The 15,929-nt window shown below is 52.0% G+C and carries 14 protein-coding genes; 8 read left to right on the plus strand and 6 right to left on the minus strand.

Annotated elements, in window-relative coordinates; genetic code table 11:
* Positions 1-65 precede the first annotated feature (65 nt).
* Positions 66-974, plus strand: coding sequence for a nucleotidyltransferase family protein (locus tag B3K89_RS09585; protein ID WP_293891237.1), 909 nt, complete (start codon positions 66-68; stop codon positions 972-974).
* On the opposite strand, the gene B3K89_RS09590 is transcribed toward B3K89_RS09585, so the two are convergent.
* Complete coding sequence (locus tag B3K89_RS09590; RefSeq protein ID WP_293891234.1) at positions 975-1,901, minus strand: YitT family protein; 927 nt, start codon at positions 1,899-1,901, stop codon at positions 975-977.
* A gap of 32 nt (positions 1,902-1,933) precedes the next feature.
* The gene (locus B3K89_RS09595; protein ID WP_293891231.1) at positions 1,934-2,509 is read right to left on the minus strand and encodes a TIGR00730 family Rossman fold protein; all 576 of its coding nucleotides are present in this window, start codon (positions 2,507-2,509) and stop codon (positions 1,934-1,936) included.
* 170 nt (positions 2,510-2,679) lie between these two features.
* Here B3K89_RS09595 and B3K89_RS09600 point away from each other — a divergent pair, with 170 nt between their 5' ends.
* From B3K89_RS09600 to B3K89_RS09610, 3 genes are all read left to right on the plus strand, one after another.
* Complete coding sequence (locus B3K89_RS09600) at positions 2,680-3,891, plus strand: hypothetical protein (RefSeq protein WP_345907335.1); 1,212 nt, start codon at positions 2,680-2,682, stop codon at positions 3,889-3,891.
* A 184-nt stretch (positions 3,892-4,075) separates the two neighbouring features.
* Positions 4,076-4,828 carry a Fic/DOC family protein gene (locus B3K89_RS09605; protein ID WP_293894358.1) on the plus strand — a complete coding sequence of 251 codons (753 nt, stop codon included), beginning with the start codon at positions 4,076-4,078 and terminating at the stop codon, positions 4,826-4,828.
* 17 nt (positions 4,829-4,845) lie between these two features.
* The gene (locus B3K89_RS09610; protein ID WP_293894361.1) at positions 4,846-5,871 is read left to right on the plus strand and encodes a 2-hydroxyacid dehydrogenase; all 1,026 of its coding nucleotides are present in this window, start codon (positions 4,846-4,848) and stop codon (positions 5,869-5,871) included.
* Here B3K89_RS09610 and B3K89_RS09615 read toward each other — a convergent pair.
* From B3K89_RS09615 to ftsH, 4 genes are read right to left on the minus strand one after another with little or no spacing between them, the layout of a single operon-like run.
* Positions 5,849-6,472, minus strand: a complete 624-nt coding sequence (locus B3K89_RS09615; RefSeq protein ID WP_293894364.1) for a CpXC domain-containing protein — start codon at positions 6,470-6,472, stop codon at positions 5,849-5,851. The genes B3K89_RS09610 and B3K89_RS09615 overlap by 23 nt on opposite strands.
* Before the next feature lie 60 nt (positions 6,473-6,532).
* A complete protein-coding gene (gene rlmKL / locus B3K89_RS09620) occupies positions 6,533-8,764 on the minus strand; it encodes a bifunctional 23S rRNA (guanine(2069)-N(7))-methyltransferase RlmK/23S rRNA (guanine(2445)-N(2))-methyltransferase RlmL (protein WP_293894367.1) in 2,232 nt (743 codons plus the stop codon).
* A complete protein-coding gene (locus B3K89_RS09625) occupies positions 8,761-9,705 on the minus strand; it encodes an Hsp33 family molecular chaperone HslO (RefSeq protein ID WP_293894370.1) in 945 nt (314 codons plus the stop codon). Before B3K89_RS09625 ends, rlmKL begins: the two co-directional genes overlap by 4 nt.
* A gap of 11 nt (positions 9,706-9,716) precedes the next feature.
* Positions 9,717-11,672 carry an ATP-dependent zinc metalloprotease FtsH gene (gene ftsH / locus B3K89_RS09630; protein WP_293894373.1) on the minus strand — a complete coding sequence of 652 codons (1,956 nt, stop codon included), beginning with the start codon at positions 11,670-11,672 and terminating at the stop codon, positions 9,717-9,719.
* Between the two features lie 99 nt (positions 11,673-11,771).
* On the opposite strand from ftsH, the gene B3K89_RS09635 reads away from it, so the two are divergent.
* From B3K89_RS09635 to B3K89_RS09650, 4 genes are all read left to right on the plus strand, one after another.
* Positions 11,772-12,497, plus strand: a complete 726-nt coding sequence (locus tag B3K89_RS09635) for an SDR family oxidoreductase (RefSeq protein ID WP_293894376.1) — start codon at positions 11,772-11,774, stop codon at positions 12,495-12,497.
* Positions 12,498-12,596: 99 nt separating this feature from the next.
* Positions 12,597-14,030: a TolC family protein gene (locus tag B3K89_RS09640; RefSeq protein WP_345907336.1), complete on the plus strand. Its 1,434-nt coding sequence runs from the start codon at positions 12,597-12,599 to the stop codon at positions 14,028-14,030.
* A gap of 15 nt (positions 14,031-14,045) precedes the next feature.
* A complete protein-coding gene (locus B3K89_RS09645; protein WP_293894382.1) occupies positions 14,046-15,167 on the plus strand; it encodes an HlyD family efflux transporter periplasmic adaptor subunit in 1,122 nt (373 codons plus the stop codon).
* A gap of 1 nt (position 15,168) precedes the next feature.
* A complete protein-coding gene (locus tag B3K89_RS09650; RefSeq protein ID WP_293894385.1) occupies positions 15,169-15,843 on the plus strand; it encodes an ABC transporter ATP-binding protein in 675 nt (224 codons plus the stop codon).
* The last annotated feature ends 86 nt before the right edge of the window (positions 15,844-15,929 follow it).

Genomic DNA, 15,929 nt, shown 5'->3' on the forward strand with positions numbered 1-15,929 from the left:
TTGTTCGTTTGACTAGGCGAACATGCAGGATTAGAATGATTGTATAACTAGAAGAGGAGAGGTAGATGAAACCGACACTATTGGTATTGGCAGCCGGTATGGGTAGCCGCTACGGCGGGATCAAACAGATAGACAGCGTGGGTGCCCATGGGGAAACCCTTCTCGATTTCGGGGTATACGACGCAAAGAAAAGCGGTTTCGAGAAAGTGATTTTCATGATTCGCAAGGACATCGAAAAGGATTTCCGCGAGCGTCTGTTCGACCGGATTGCACAGAATATGGATGCTTCCTATCTTTTTCAGAACAAGGATTCCTTGCTTACTGAAGAGCAGAAGCAGCTTTCTTGCAACCGCAAGAAGCCTTGGGGTACCATTCACGCTGTCCTCTGTGCCAAGGATGCAATCAAGGAGCCGTTTGCCGTCATCAATGCAGATGACTACTATGGACGGGAATCCTTCTTCATCCTTGCCCAGCATCTTGGTTCGCTGGAGCAGGGCAGCCGCGAGCATGCCATGGTTGGGTATGTGCTCGATCATACGATGAGCAGGAGCGGGACGGTCAGTCGGGCCATCTGCAATGTGAAGGATGGATACCTGATCGATATGGAGGAACATACGAAGATCGGGTATGTGGGCGAACAGGTGGTGAGCCATCGGGAGAGCGGTGATCTCCACTTGACCGGCAAGGAGTGGGTTTCCATGAACTTCTTCGGGTTCGCCCCTTCCGCCTTCGAGAGCTTTTCCTCATATTGGGATGCTTTCATCCAGAAAAATATTCGTGATGAGAAAGCAGAGTGCTACCTGCCCAACGGGGCCAGCAACATCGTCACGAAGAATGAGGGAAAGATTCGCTTCTATACCACCCAGGAGAGCTGGTTTGGTATGACCTATAGCGAGGACCGGGAGAACGTGAAGGAGCAGTTGGCCAAGAAAATCCGAAGCGGCTACTATCCTGAGAAGCTTTGGAAGTATTGATCAAGGCTGTTTTTTCTGCTTTTGCGTCACATCGGAAAGTCCGGCCCAAGCAGCTTCCTCGATGGGGGTGAACCCCTCACCGAGGACTTTGTATGCTTCCTGGACTATCATGAAGGCATACTTGTCGTGTCGGTGGACGATATTGGTCAGCGCCCCGAGTTTGTTGTTGGATACCACAGTCATGATGACCGGACGGTCGAAACCGGTATACATGCCGCTGCCGTAGAGAATCGTTCCGCCATGTCCCAACTCCTTGAGGATTTCTTGTTCGATTTCCTTGTGCTTGTCGCTGATGATGAACACGGTTTTTGCCGAACGGGTGCCGAAGGAAAGCACGACCTTGTCGATGGTCACTCCGACGATGTAGACGGTGATCATAGCATAGAGTGCCATTTCCAGTGAGAATATGAAGGCGCTTGCGGCGATGATGAAGGCATCGACGAGGAATAAGGAGGTGCCTGTGGACAGCGGCGTGAATCGTGCCACTATCTGTGCCAGGATGTCGGTTCCCCCGGTGTTGGCGCCGCTGCGCAAGACGAGGCCTACGCCCAACCCCATCAAGACACCGCCCGAAATCGCCGAGAGCAGAATGGAAAGGGGATTGGAGTAGTCCAGAACCCCGTCATACCCCGCCCATGCATTGATGAGGGAGGTGAAAAGGGAGAGCAATATGGTTCCTGCCAAGGATTTGATCCCGTATTGCTTGCCAAAGATGGCCACTCCAAGGAGAAAGAGGGGAACAGAGAGGATGAAAATGGATAGGCCGGTATCCAGCTTGATGGTGTGGTACAGGATGATGGCGATACCACTTACCCCTCCACTGGCGATTTTTGCCGGAGAAGAGAAGAGAGCGATTCCCAAGGCCGTGAGAAACGACCCTGTCGTGATGTAGAAGAGTTCCAGCATATGATAATGGCGTTTGGTCATGGAATAAGCATAGTCCTTCTCTGCTGGTTTTTCTACAGCTTGTCACTGAGCCTGCTTTCAAAGAGTGTGAGCCTCTCAAAGAGTTTTTCGATGTCCGACTCCACAATGAGGGCCTTAAGATGATCGGGCTTGAGAAAGCCTTCCTGTACACTGTGCTGAAGAAATGCGAGCAGACAGTCGTAGAACCCGGCTGTGTTGAGCAGGGCAACCGGTTTTGTGTGGTAGCCCAATTGCAGCCATGTGTAGACTTCCAATATCTCTTCGAAGGTGCCGATGCCTCCGGGCAATGCCACGAATGCATCAGCAAGTTTGTACATGGTTGCCTTGCGTTCATGCATTGTCTGGACCACAATCAACTGTTCTTCGACTGAATGCCGGCAAATGTCACTGCGGTGCAACGCTTCGGGAATTACTCCGATTACTCTGCCTCCTTGGCTGTGAAGGCTCTCTGCAACAATGCCCATGAGGCCTCGGTTTCCACCTCCATATATAAGCGTGGTCTGCCTTGTATACATCGCCAATCCCAATGCCCTGGCCGTTTCCCGGTAGATGGATTTGGTCCCTTCGCTGCTTCCACAGAATACTGCAATAGAGGTAATTGTGTTCATACCGACCAGCCTATCGATATCCAAAAGGTATGACAATAGATCGAGATTTGGAGTGACACCAAGCACATTTGCTTGTTATAATCTGATGAGAAGTGTATGATGGATATAACGACCGCAGACAAGAATTTGATGTTCGCCTTGTTTTGGGCTATGTATAGGAGTTATGCATTATGAGAATGAAATTCATCGCTTTGTTGGCAGCTTTGGTCTTGTTACCTGCCGTATTGTTCGCTGTCCCTGTTGTAGTGACCTGGGAGTGGTTGCTTGAAGATCCGATGGTCACGACATTCAGGTATCAGGTCAACGGCGAGGACGATGACAAATGGACAGTTGTCGATTCATCTGTCACAAGCCATACCGAACGTGGTTTGGATGGGACCCTCGCACACACTCTGTATCTGCAGCAGTCCTACGACGGCATCCATTTCAGTGACAGTGCAATCTCTGTAGCCGAGCCGATGTTCCCTGCAATCGAGGAGATGCCCGTCATTGCCGAAGAACCGGTTGTTGTTGCTGAGCCTGAAACAGCCGCACCTGTAGCGGAAGAGATGCCGGTGGTGGCATCTACACAGGAGATTGCGCTTCCTGTTGAAGAAGAGATTATTCCTGTTGCCGAGGAAATTGCACCTGTAACCGAAGAAGTGGTTGCAGTGGCTGAAGAAGTAGTTCCCGTAACCGAAGAGGTGATTGCGAGCGAAGAGATTGCTCCGATTGCAGAAGAGCCGGTCATAGTTGCTGAACAAGCAGCCGAGCCGGTTGAACCGGCACCCGAAGCAGTGGTTGCGGCCCAGCCTGAACCGGTTGCCGCCCCTGTCGAGCCAGTAGAACCGCCCAAGGCTAAAGACGAGAGCAGGTACTACACCACCATCAGTCTGGGTGGAACACTCAATTGGCAAGATCCTGCACTTCCTTCCTACGGCAGGTTTAACCTCCAAGCCGGAGTCGGTCTGCAGTTGAACAACCTGATGACCTTCAATAAGTCTCTGGGTTTGGGTGTTGATGTCGATTTGATGTATTCGCCCTACAAGGTATCCACCTATGGTTGGCGCACTGCAGTCCAGGACGTCTTCAAATTCGATTTTGCTACTGCATTCGGCAATCTTGACCATGCCTTGACCATCTCGGTCGCACCGATGCTGAACATGGAGTTCGGCAAGGTAGCCTTCGACCTTGGAGTCGGCGGGTTCTTCACCTATGGTCCGTCCTTGACAGCTGACAAGATGCTCTATGGCGCCTTTGCAAAGGCAGCCCTTGAGTACAAGTTCAACAAGAGCTTCAGCATGGGTGTAAGCGGCAAGTATGGATTCATCCTCAGTGAAGGGGATCTTTCGAGTGCACCTGAATTTGCGGAAGGAACCGTCTATATGGGCTTCTCCTTCTGACAGGGTTGCTCATTCATCATAGAAAAGAGCCCAGTGATGGGCTCTTTTTTCTCACAGTGCCTTGACCTCACTTCTTTGGTATGGCTATCATAGAATAAGTTGGTATAACAGTTTCTTGTTTTTGCAGGTGTGAGATCATCTGCATCACTTGCCTGGTACAGGTAAAAGGATGGTTAGTGTTTTTATGAAAGCAGGCCGAGTGCAAGCATGCATCGACTATATCAAGTTCAATCATGAAGCAGAAGGTTTTGAGTTTTCCGAAGAAGAGGAGCAAGCGATACGCGGTGTGCTTGAAGGGGATGCGAATGCAGACGAGCTGATTCAGGCCTACATTGACAGCCATTCTCTTTCTACAGAATATGTACCTTCCCAAGATGAACTGTCCTTCTATCCTCATACTTCCTCATTGGTCAACTATTTTTCCATCAAGGAGAGGGCCAAGCTCAGAAGGGTGGAGGCATACATGGCAAACATCCGCACAGCTGAAATGCTGACAGAGACTGTGCAGAACACCTATGACTTCGACTACCTCAAGTCAATTCATGAACGGATGTTCGGCGATGTCTATCCTTCAGCTGGAATGAGCCGCACAACCGTTGCTGCAAAACGAACCGTATTCTGCAGTCCGGAGTACATCGACAGCGCTGCAGAGGATATTTTCACCCGTCTCAGAAAGGACCGGTACCTCGTCGGTCTCGACCGTGAAACCTTCATCAACGACCTTGCTTTCTATATGGGAGAGGTTGAGGCGTTGCATCCCTTCAGGGATGGGAATGGAAGGGCTGCGCGACTGTTTTTCTATCAACTCACCATGAATGCCGGGTACGATATTGATTGGTCACTCGTCGATGCCGATCGACTGTTGGAAGCCGATATCAGCGCCATTGATGGAGATTACCAACTCCTGATCGACGTTCTGGAAGAAGTCGTCATTTAGTACAAGGAGTACCGCCAGTGACACGCGTTGCATTTTTTGACACCAAGCCGTATGACAAGGTCTGGTTTGACCGGTTATCTGGTGAATATGGCGTAGAAATAACCTATTTCGAATCAAAACTGAACGAACGCACCGCTTCCCTGGCAGCAGGCTATGAGGTTGCGTGCGCTTTTGTCAACGATACCATCACCGAAGCTGTGATCAACGAGTTGTATGAGGGCGGGGTACGTCTGCTGGCCATGCGTTGCGCCGGATACAACAATATCGATTTCAAGGCAGCCTTCGGGAAAATCCACATCGTCAGGGTTCCGGCTTACTCGCCCTATGCTGTAGCAGAGCACGCGATGGCACTGCTGTTGAGCGTGGTACGACAAACCCATCACAGTTATGTACGGACCCGTGAATTCAATTTCAGTCTCAATGGTTTGGTCGGATTCGACCTTCATGGGAAAACCATCGGGGTGGTGGGTACGGGAAAAATTGGAAAGGTGTTCATCGATATCTGCAAAGGGTTCGGGATGCATGTGCTTGCCTACGACCCTTATCCGGATCCGAAGCTCGAGGTGACCTACTGTAGTTTTGAGGAGCTTTGCAGGCAGTCGGACATCATCAGCCTGCATTGCCCGCTGACTGAACAGTCGTTCCACCTCATCAATCGCAACACCATCTCCCTGATGAAGGACGGCGTTGTTCTGATCAACACCTCCAGAGGCGCCCTTGTGGAGAGCCAGGCTTTGCTGGAAGGTATCAAAAGCAAGAAGATCGGGGCGGCGGCGCTGGATGTCTACGAGGAGGAAGGCGAGGTCTTCTATGAGGATCGAAGCACCACCATTCTCGATGACGATGTGCTGATGCTCCTCATCTCCATGCCCAACGTGCTGGTGACCAGCCACCAGGCTTTCCTGACCAAGGAAGCACTGCATAATATCGCCCAGACCACGTTGGGCAGCATACAATCCTTCGCCTCAGGAGATGTGATGGAGCATGAGATCTGCTACCAGTGCGACACGTGTAAAAAGGTTACCGGTCAGCGCTGTTTCTGATGTGCTCGTACGCCCATCTCTGATCGACTGCAGTGAAGAACCCCGGTTTTATGGGAAACTGTTGTGCAGTCTGGAGCAGCTGTTCATACAACTCATCCTCACACTCGATCGAGCCCTCCAAAGCTCCATTGCCGTCAAGAACAGAGAAGAGCAGCTTGTCTGTTTGCGTCTGATATTCGGCAAAATAGAGCTGGGCATCCGGCTTTTGTAGATACATGGTCAGATAGAGCTTGCACAGCTCGATGGTTCGGTCGTCAAGGTTGCTGTCCAGCAGCAGGATTTTTTCCTTCAAGCCTGCAGCTGTTGAGACCAAGCGCAGGGTGTAGGATTGCAATCCTTGCCTGCCGATACCATCCCCATCCAGTTCCCGTACTTCCGATTGGGGAGCCAGAAGAAGGCCGATGTGTTGTTTCTCATCGACGACCAGCAGTTCATGCAGAACGGTGAACTGTTTTGCGCATGATGGGCAGTTCACGGTAAAGAGAGAGTCCGTGAGTATGGCCAGCTTCTGCTTGGGATGCTTGTTCAGATCCAAAAACGGATGCAGTTCGTGCTTTCCTGCGTGTTGGCAGTGGGGGCAGGTGAGGGTTGCTTCTTGCATAGCGAGACTCTAGCACGAGTGAAGAGTAAAAGGAAGCTCCCTTGCGGGAGCCTCTCTCGGTTATTTCTTGCGCACCACCTTGATCGTTGGTTTCGTGTCTTTGCTTGTGACGACGGTTCGATGCTTGATCAAGAAGGTATAGTGAATTTTCTGGTCGCGTGCAAAATCCTCTGCGATGGTGCTTGGTGTGATGTCCTGGACATCAAATTCTTCAAGCAACCGCTCATCAAGGCGGAATTTGCGGTAGTTGCAGCTGAAGATCAACGTGCCTTTCGGGTCAAGGTGCATCATGCAAGCCTTGATCAACCTGACTTGGTCCCGGTCTACATCGAAGCTCGCCCGTCCCTTTCCGTTGGAGAACGTCGGGGGGTCGCAGAAGATCAAATCGTAGCGGTCATACGTATCGAAGAGGAACTCAAGGCAGTCACTGCGATAGAAGAAGTGGTTCATCTCGGTATATCCGTTGAGCTGCATGTTCTTCATCGCCCAATCCAGGTAGGTTGCGGATGCATCGACACTGACTGTGCTCAAAGCCCCTCCCTTTGCCGCTTGGACGGTTGCCGTACCGGTGTAACAGAAGAGGTTGAGGAAACGTTTGCCTTCCGACATTTCGGCAATCTGCTTGCGGATGGGCCGGTGGTCGAGGAATATTCCTGTATCGAGATAGTCGGTGAAGTTGACCAGATATTTCACCCCGTTCTCATTGATGATGTAGAACTTGTCGGTGCTGGCCATCTTTTCGTACTGTTTCTCTCCCTTCTGCTGGGTTCGCTGCCTGACATAGATTTGCTCGCGGTCGATGCCGGTTGCCCGCTCGGTGGCATCGATAAGCTCCCCAAGGCGCCTGAGGGCGTCCTCTGGATCGATCGTCTCCGGCGGGGCGTACTCCTGCAGGCTGATGTAGCGATCCTCATACAGGTCGATGGCGGCACTGTACTCGGGCATATCGGCATCGTAGATGCGATAACAGCTTACGCCCTGCTGCTGCATGATTGGTTTGAGGTTGGCCAGGTTCTTCACCAAGCGGTTGTACGCCATCCGGGCGCCATCGCCGAGAGGCTGTGCAAGCCGTTCCTTCTTGCGTTCAATCGCCCGCTCGATCATCTGCTGACGCTCCTCGGCAGTGAATACATAGTAATGGGCAATTTGGCACGTGACACCACCGTTGTTGACGGTATTGGTTCGATCGGGTTTCATGTCGACATGACTGAGAAGCTCCTGCTGACCGCAAAGAATTGCTACATTCCAGCCGCCGAACAGCGTACTGATCTGTTTGCCTATCTGGCGGTAGAGGACTTCCAAGGACGTGTCGCTCTCCATTCTCAGCCCGTAGGGAGGGTCGGTGATGATGTATCCCACACCCGCCGGAACGTCTGCTTCGGTTATGGTACGAAAGTCCTTGACCTGAAACTTGATCAGGTGGTCGACCTTGGCGAGCTCGGCATGTTTTTTGCTGATCGCCACCGCCTTGGGGTCGTTGTCCCATGCGTGGATTTCGATGGTGCGCTCTTTGGCTTTTTCCGCTCGTTCCATCGCTTCATCGACCACTTCCTCATAGACATCGGGGTCATGGATGGGCAGGTTGAAGAAGTTGAATCGCCGGGCGCTTACCAGGCCGGGCGCCCTGTCTGCAGCCCAGAGGGCAGCTTCAATGGCAATGGTTCCCGAGCCGCAGAAGGGATCGAGCAGCATCGGTACGCCTTCGCCTTTTTCCAAGGTTTTCCGCCATTCACTGCGGTAGATGACCGAGCAGGTGAGGTACTCGCTGAGCACAGCATCGGTTTGGGCGACCCGATACCCACGCCGGTGAAGGCCACGGCCGGAAAAATCCACATACCAGGCGACTTTATCGCCGTCGATATGCAGATGGAAGACCACATCGCTGTTCTCCGTATCCACCAAGGGCCTTTCACCGTCGAATTTGGAACGGATGCGATCGACGATGGCATCCTTGAGACGGATTGCGGCAAAGTGGGAGTTCTTCATGTACGGACAGTTCTTCACTGTCTCGGTGACCGAGAAGGTGATGTTGGGATTGACCCAGTCCTCCCAGGGTATCTGGGCGGACGCTTCGTACAATTCGTCTGCATCGAGGATGTCTTCATCCTCGAACAAGCCGAGCAGTACTCTGGTTGCTGTACGCGACCAGAGACAGAATCGGTAGGCCGCAGCAAGGTCGGCTGAGAATTCAACCCCTCCGCTGATCGTCCTGATATCGGTAGCCCCTGCTGCTCTTGCCTCTTCCTCGATGATGTCGTTCATGTACAGGGCTGATGTGGCGAAAAAAATCATTCGGCAACTCCTCCTGCTTCAGAGAGCAGGTGTTCCAACTCGAAACGTTCATAGTGGTAGTGGGTGTTGCAATTCACGCAAACCACCTCCAAGGGGAAGGGGCCGTTCGCAAGAATGTCCTTCTGTTCCTCCTTGTTCAATTGCTGCAGGTACCGGGTGTACTGCTCTCGGGTACAAGGGCAGGAGAACGCTATGAACTGGCTTGCCAAGTGGCGAACCTGATAGGCTTGAAACTGCTGTTCTACATAGGCCCGGATGGTTTTTCCCTCTGCGAGCCAAGTCCCGATCGAGGGTAATTTGGTAGAAAGTTCATCTAGTTCAGCCAATACGCCTTCGTTGCATCCAGGCATTACCTGCAAAAAGAGAGCCCCGCTGCCGGTAACCCGCCCTTGCTTGTCAAAATGCAGGGAGAGGACGAACATGGTGGGAGTTTGTTCCGACTGCTGGTAGTGAAGAGCCAGGTCTTTGGCGAGGTCGCCGTAGGCCATCATGGTTTGGCCGGTGAACGGAGTCTTGCGCCCTTCCAGGATTTTGGAAATGGAAAGGAAACCCGGCCCGTACAGCTCGTTCAAATCGAGACTTTTCAGGCTCTCCTTCAGCGGGATGGGGTTATGCTTGAGGTATCCTCGCACAGCACCCACAGCCCACGACTCTACGAATACCCCTCCGATGGGGCCTCCGCACTCAATATTCAGCTGGATGCGGTCATTTCCTTTTACCGTGGCGCTGAGCAGAGCCCCGGCAAGGTAGGCCTGACCCAGCACGTAGGTTTCCAGCAAGCCCAAATCATGGTTGGCGCGCATTTGGTTTATGAGCTTGGTTGCCGCTATTGCAGTAACGCGTATTTGGTCGTTATGCAAAAGAAACACCTCGCGCCCATCATCGCTTAGGGCGGCAAGGTGTTCTTGTAAGTCTCTATCTTCAATCTTTTTCTTAATCATACGGAAGCAGATTAGACAATGACCTCACTTTTTGCAAGAGCTTGGAACTCTGTTCCATTAATTACTTCATTCTCCAGCAATTTTGCAGTGATTACCTCGAGAGCCTTGCGGTTCTTCTCAAGGTTGGCCTTTACAAGTTGATACCGTTCATTGACGATGCGTGCCGTCTCGGTGTCGATGTATTCCTGGGCTTTCTCCGAGTACTCGCGTGCACCACTCACCCCGGCGATACCGCTCTGGGTCGTAGGAAGGGTGATGTTCCTGTATCGTTCACTCATACCGAATTCGGTAATCATGCGACGAACCAGGTCGCTGGCTCTGGAAATATCATTTCCCGCCCCGGTGGAAATCTCCTGGAAAATGACTTCCTCGGCGGCACGACCGCCAAGCAGGGTGTCGATGTTGCACAAGAGCTCGCTCTGACTGAGCAGGAACCGGTCTTCGGTGGGGTACTGCAAGGTATAGCCAAGAGCTCCCATTCCTCTGGGGATGATGGAAATCTTGCTTACCGGCTCGGCTCCTTCTGTCATGTAAGCGGTCAGGGCATGCCCGGTTTCATGGTATGCAACCCGTTCACGCTCCTTGGCGTTGAGCAGCCTGCTCTTGCGCTCAAGGCCTGCCACCGACTTCTCGATTGCTTCCTCAAAGTCGGCCTGCATTACCTGCTTCCGCTTCTGCCGGACCGCCATCAAGGCGGCCTCGTTGGCTATGTTGGCAAGGTCGGCACCGGCCAGGCCTGCAGCACTTTGGGCGATCTTGCGAAGATCGACGTCGTCGCCGAGCTTGATGTTGCGGGTATGTATCTTCAAAATGGCATACCGCCCTTCCAAGTCCGGTTTGTCGATCAGGACCTGTCGGTCAAAGCGTCCGGGTCTGAGCAAGGCCGGGTCGAGGATTTCAGGTCGGTTGGTGGCTGCGAGGATGATGACACCGGTTCTGGAGTCGAAACCATCCATTTCAACCAACAACTGGTTCAGCGTCTGTTCGCGTTCATCGTTTCCGCCGATTCCCGCCGATACCCTCGAGCGGCCGATGGCATCAATTTCATCAATGAAGATGATGCAGGGAGAGTTCTCACGCGCCTGACGGAAAAGGTCACGCACCCGTGCAGCTCCCACACCGACGAACATTTCGACAAAGTCGGCACCACTCATCTTGAAGAACGGGACACCGGATTCACCGGCAACAGCCTTGGCCAGCAGGGTTTTTCCGGTTCCTGGAGGACCGACCAGCAATACTCCCTTGGGAATCTTTCCCCCGATCTCGGTATACTTGTCAGGGTTCTTGAGAAAGTCGACAACTTCCTCCAGCTCATACTTGCTTTCATCGGCCCCGGCCACGTCGGCAAAGCGGACTCCGGTATCTCCTTCGGCGACAATCTTTGCTTTATTCTGGTTGAAGGAGAGTACCCCCGGGCCGCCTTGACCTCCCATTTTGGAGAATAGGAAGCGCCAGATGAGCATAATGAATATGAACGGGAACGCATAGCTGAGCAAGGTGGATAGAATGCTCGGCTTTGCAGGCGGTACTGCATAGAACTCAACACCTTGCTCTTCAAGGAAGGGAATGAAGGAAGGGTCTTCGACCTTGTAGGTGCTGAAGGATTGCAGCAAGCTTGCTGCATTTGGGTCGGTTGCAAGCGAACGCAGGTCGGTCACAACCTGTTCCTTGGCAAAGGGGTAGCCGATATAGCGTTCTTCCTCTATCGCGACACGTTTGATGGTTCCCTTTTCGATCAGGGATTTGAATTGGGAGTAGTCCACCGAGTATACATTCGTCTGCCTCGATACCATGTAAGTGTTCAGGGCAAGAAACAGCAGGAAGATAATGAAGAAATACCAAAAGGAGAAGGTGAATTTCTTCTTGTCTTTTCCCCCGGATTCATTGACGTGGACCCCCGGTTCTATGTTGAGTTTCTTTTTAAAAGTGTCTTTCCAATCTTTCTCACTCTTATTGTCTTTGCTCATGTGTATGGTTCCTTGTAAGGAGTTTCGATTGTTGCTCCTGCCTTCAAGTATACTGCCGTAATTGCCAATCGGCAACAAGGCCGGTATAGTAATAAGTCTATGAGTAACAAAGATGTCGTGCTTATCACCGGAGGGGCCAAACGTTTGGGAAGGGCATTGGCTCTATCACTGGCTGCATCTGGATATCGGGTAGTAATTCATTGCAATGAAAGCTTCAAAGAAGCGCAGTATGTAGTTGAGGAACTTGCATTGCAGGGCTTTGAAAGTGCATATGTCCAAGGTGACTTACGTCACCAGGGCCATCTTGATCACTTGTTCAGCCAGGCCGTGCAGGCTTTCGGCCAAGTCGATCATCTGATAAACAATGCCTCTCTCTTTCCTTCACGGACGATGGACGAAACGGATTTCGCCTTGTTCGAGCAGGTCATGGCCGTGCACAGCAGTGCACCGTTCTTCCTGACAAAAGCGTTGTATCACCATCTCAAGGCTCGCTCGGCGAAGGGTTCGGTTGTCAATATGCTCGATGCGAAGCTCTCATCGCCTACTGCGTCCCGGCCGGCCTACTACTGTGCCAAGGGAGCTCTTGCCTATCAGACCAAGGCCCTCGCCGCGGCCCTCGGCCCCACGCTTCGCGTGAATGCCGTCTCCCCGGGTTTGGTGCTGAGCAATGAGGATGATGCGTATTTTGCAAAGATGCAGCAACAGCTACCACTCAAGTCCACAGGAACGGTGGATGATGTTTGTCAGGCTGTTTCGTATCTTCTCCGTTCTTCATTTGTTACAGGCGTAGACCTCTGTGTCGATGGCGGGCAAAGACTTTTGTAGTTTATGTGGAGTTGGCCCCGTAGCCGTTGCCGTCTGGCTTCCTAATGTACGATAGTGTGGTAGTTATTTGAATATTACGAGGAGCGTAGAGAGATTCATATGCATAACCAAAGACGTTTGGCAGTACTCTGTTTGGTACTTGCCGCAACCGTTCCCCTGACAGCCATTCCTCTCCAGGACTTGATAACCCAAGCCTTGGCTGAAAGTACCAACATGAAGGACTTGGAGTACTCCAAGCAGAAGGCTTTGCTCACTGTCGGCCTCAACCAGGTTGAGGATGAGCTGGGAATTGCTGTTGGCAGTGGAGAGGTCACTGCAACGTACAACTCAGGGAACTATGTTTTTTCTACGTCAGGTACGAACGTCGCCTTCACACTTCCGAATGACGGGAAAACAACGATCAATGTTTCAACCGGTTCCATGGGTATAGATGCTCCATATTCCTATTCTTCAATCTCTCCAAGTGTTTCTGCAAGCCATACCCTTACCTACGGCTATACGGCCGACAACCAAAAGTCGCTGCTCAACCGCCAGACTGAGGTTCTTGCCCTCAGCACCTATGACTCGAGCAAGTTGAATTTCACTACCAGTTTGTATTCACAGATAGATTCCCTGTTGGAGAATGAGAAATCGATCAAACAGACTGAAAAGGACCTGGCAGACTTGCAGACCAGTTTGCAGCAGAATCTTTCTTTGAAGTTGATCCGCAGCGATAGCCTTGCCTACCAGGCGCAAGAGCAGGCGATCAAGGTGAAGGAAGCAACGCTGGCAAACCTCCAGTCGACCAGGGAGTTGCTGCTTCGCCAGTTTTCCCTGCTGGCCGGGTTTGCCTGGGAAGGCGTGGAAGCGATTCCCGAACCGAATCTTTCATTCACCTCCAACCCCATGGGCAACAGCAGTGTACTGCTAAAGTCCCTTGCCTTGGACTTGGCAAAGGAAGAGCTTGCATTGAAGAAGGCTGAGTTTACCAATAAGAGCCTTGTTTTGAACGGGAGAGTGAAGACTACCCAGACAAGTGGTATTGTTCCAGCTGGCGCAGGACTAGAACGTACGAATTCCATGAGTGTCCAGGCTTCTGCTGCTATCGATGCCAAACAGTTCTCTCTTTCCGGTGGCGTTAATGGGACTTATAATTTTGATACGGGTTCATTTTCCCCTTCTCTCTCCGTTTCCGGCTCCTGGAACAACAACAAGACCCTTGCCAGCGATGCCCTGACCTTGCAGAAGTTGGAAAATGAAGTCCTTATCGCCGAATTAGCCTATCAGACTGCGCTGAATGAGTATTTGCAGAATGCAGCAACATTGGAAAGCAATATTGCAGCTTGGGAGATGACGCATGCCTTGCACAGACAGTCGATGGACTATAATCTGGCACTGTTGAAGCAACAACAAACACTGTTTGAGAAGGGTCTTGCCACCAAGGCGGATGTCGATGATGCTGCCTTTAATGTTGAAATTGACGCATATACGCTGTCCTCTATCTTGTTGGATGGCTTGAAACTTGAAAATCAAATCCGCGCTCTGCAAATCTAAGGGAGAACTGATTCCATGCACGATACCTCGAACGAGCTCAATACCGAACACCAAGTAAGAAACCAACTTCGCAAGAAACTGCGCAGGCAGCGCGTCAAGCGCCTCATCACCACCTTTGTAATTCTTGCCCTTATCGTCTTCGGGCTGTATGTCTACACCTTTTACAAAGAAAACAATCGATTCCCCTGGGCCCAAGAGAAAGAGCAGGTCTCGGCTGTGAAAGAAGTAGAAGCCAAAGTCTATGAGAATGTCTTCTCCACCACCATCGATTTGTCGGGGTATGTGGAACCGATTGAAATCCAGAAGGTCATCCTCCGGGCCGCAGGAGCCGTCACCGATGTCTATGTAAAAGAGGGTGATCGGGTCAAGAAGGGTGACGTCCTTATCGCACTGGACAACACCAGCCAGTTATACGAGGTTGCAAATTTGCAGGCAGAGTTGGAGCGAATCCAGCTTACCGGCAGCCAAAGGGAGTTGGAACTGACGGAGTTGCGCCTGAAATCGGCGATGAACCGCCTCGACTACACCAAGGCTATAGCCAACTTCGATGGGGTTGTGGCAGAGGTCAATGTGAGTGTCGGAGACTATTTTGAAGCAGGGTCGTCGGCTATGACCATCATCGACCGCTCCCGGTTGAAGGCAACAGTTGAAATCGATGAAATCGACATGCAGTATGTGAAACTTGGGCAGAAGGCTGTTCTCTATTTTGATTCCTATTCAGAGTCCTCCATCGATGCAGAGGTCTCCTACATTCCCATGCTTGGGCGATATACCAATCAGGGCATCGGGGTCATGGATGTGGAGCTGACCATCGCCGATCCCCCTGTCACCATCGCTCCCGGATATACCTTCGAAGGTTCGATCACCAGCGAAGGCGAGACAAAGCTTATCCTGCTGCCCCAGAGTGCTGTAACCACCACCCGCGGCGGCAGCACGGTAACCAAGAAGCTTGCCGATGGAAGCACTGTCATGGTTCCTGTGACGGTCAAGTATTTGGGTGAAGGCATCAGCCAGTTGCTCAACGGTGATTTGAAAGTAGGGGATACGGTAATCATCAGGCGCACCGATACTACTGCAGGTGCCTTCTCCGCCATTGGTGGTGGTGCCGGCGGTGGTCCTGGAATGAGGGTATTCTAATATGGCTGAAAGTGTAATACGACTGCAGGATGTCAGGCGGTACTACGTGATGGGGGAGTTTGTAGTAAAAGCCCTCGACGGGGTATCGGTTGACATCAAGCGCGGGGAGTTCTCCTCGATCATGGGGCCCTCGGGCAGCGGCAAGTCTACGATGATGAATCTCATCGGATGCCTCGACACCCCGACCAGCGGCCTGATCGACATCGATGGTGAAAACACCGCCGGTCTCAACGAAACCGAACTTGCCTACATCAGGAACCGGAAGGTCGGTTTTGTGTTTCAACAGTTCAACCTGTTGGGTAAACTCACTGCACTGGACAACGTCATTGTTCCCTTGCTCTATGCAGGAATGTCGGTTCGTGAACGCAAGCAGAAAGCCCTGGATGCATTGGAGCGGGTGGGTTTGGCCGACCGTCTCCATCATCGGCCGAATGAGCTTTCCGGAGGGCAGAAGCAAAGAGTAGCCATTGCCCGGGCATTGGTGAACGACCCGACGATTCTTTTGGCTGATGAACCGACTGGCGCATTGGATACCAAAACAGGCAATCAGATCATGGAGCTCTTTGAGGAACTGAACAGCGAAGGGCGCACGGTAATTTTTGTCACCCATGACCGTGAGCTGGGCATGCGTTGCCATCGACAGATCCGTATCCGCGACGGAAGGTTGGAGGAGTAGCATGCTGATTGAAAATATCAAGCTGGCATTCAATGCAATGCGCGGCAGCAAAATGAGAACGGCCCTTTCCCTGCTGGGCATCGTCA

Origin of the sequence: Sphaerochaeta sp. UBA5849 (assembly GCA_002432715.1) — a bacterium.
In the GTDB taxonomy this organism is placed as follows: Bacteria; Spirochaetota; Spirochaetia; order Sphaerochaetales; family Sphaerochaetaceae; genus Sphaerochaeta.

What these genes read in the sequence shown, in the direction of transcription:
- B3K89_RS09635 (WP_293894376.1), top strand. Translation starts at nt 11,772, where the DNA reads ATGAGTAACAAAGATGTCGTGCTTATCACCGGAGGGGCCAAACGTTTG.
- B3K89_RS09640 (WP_345907336.1), top strand. Translation starts at nt 12,597, where the DNA reads ATGCATAACCAAAGACGTTTGGCAGTACTCTGTTTGGTACTTGCCGCA.
- B3K89_RS09650 (WP_293894385.1), top strand. Translation starts at nt 15,169, where the DNA reads ATGGCTGAAAGTGTAATACGACTGCAGGATGTCAGGCGGTACTACGTG.
- B3K89_RS09605 (WP_293894358.1), top strand. Translation starts at nt 4,076, where the DNA reads ATGAAAGCAGGCCGAGTGCAAGCATGCATCGACTATATCAAGTTCAAT.
- B3K89_RS09590 (WP_293891234.1), bottom strand. Translation starts at nt 1,901, where the DNA reads ATGACCAAACGCCATTATCATATGCTGGAACTCTTCTACATCACGACA.
- B3K89_RS09585 (WP_293891237.1), top strand. Translation starts at nt 66, where the DNA reads ATGAAACCGACACTATTGGTATTGGCAGCCGGTATGGGTAGCCGCTAC.
- B3K89_RS09615 (WP_293894364.1), bottom strand. Translation starts at nt 6,472, where the DNA reads ATGCAAGAAGCAACCCTCACCTGCCCCCACTGCCAACACGCAGGAAAG.
- ftsH (WP_293894373.1), bottom strand. Translation starts at nt 11,672, where the DNA reads ATGAGCAAAGACAATAAGAGTGAGAAAGATTGGAAAGACACTTTTAAA.
- rlmKL (WP_293894367.1), bottom strand. Translation starts at nt 8,764, where the DNA reads ATGATTTTTTTCGCCACATCAGCCCTGTACATGAACGACATCATCGAG.
- B3K89_RS09625 (WP_293894370.1), bottom strand. Translation starts at nt 9,705, where the DNA reads ATGATTAAGAAAAAGATTGAAGATAGAGACTTACAAGAACACCTTGCC.
- B3K89_RS09645 (WP_293894382.1), top strand. Translation starts at nt 14,046, where the DNA reads ATGCACGATACCTCGAACGAGCTCAATACCGAACACCAAGTAAGAAAC.
- B3K89_RS09600 (WP_345907335.1), top strand. Translation starts at nt 2,680, where the DNA reads ATGAGAATGAAATTCATCGCTTTGTTGGCAGCTTTGGTCTTGTTACCT.
- B3K89_RS09595 (WP_293891231.1), bottom strand. Translation starts at nt 2,509, where the DNA reads ATGAACACAATTACCTCTATTGCAGTATTCTGTGGAAGCAGCGAAGGG.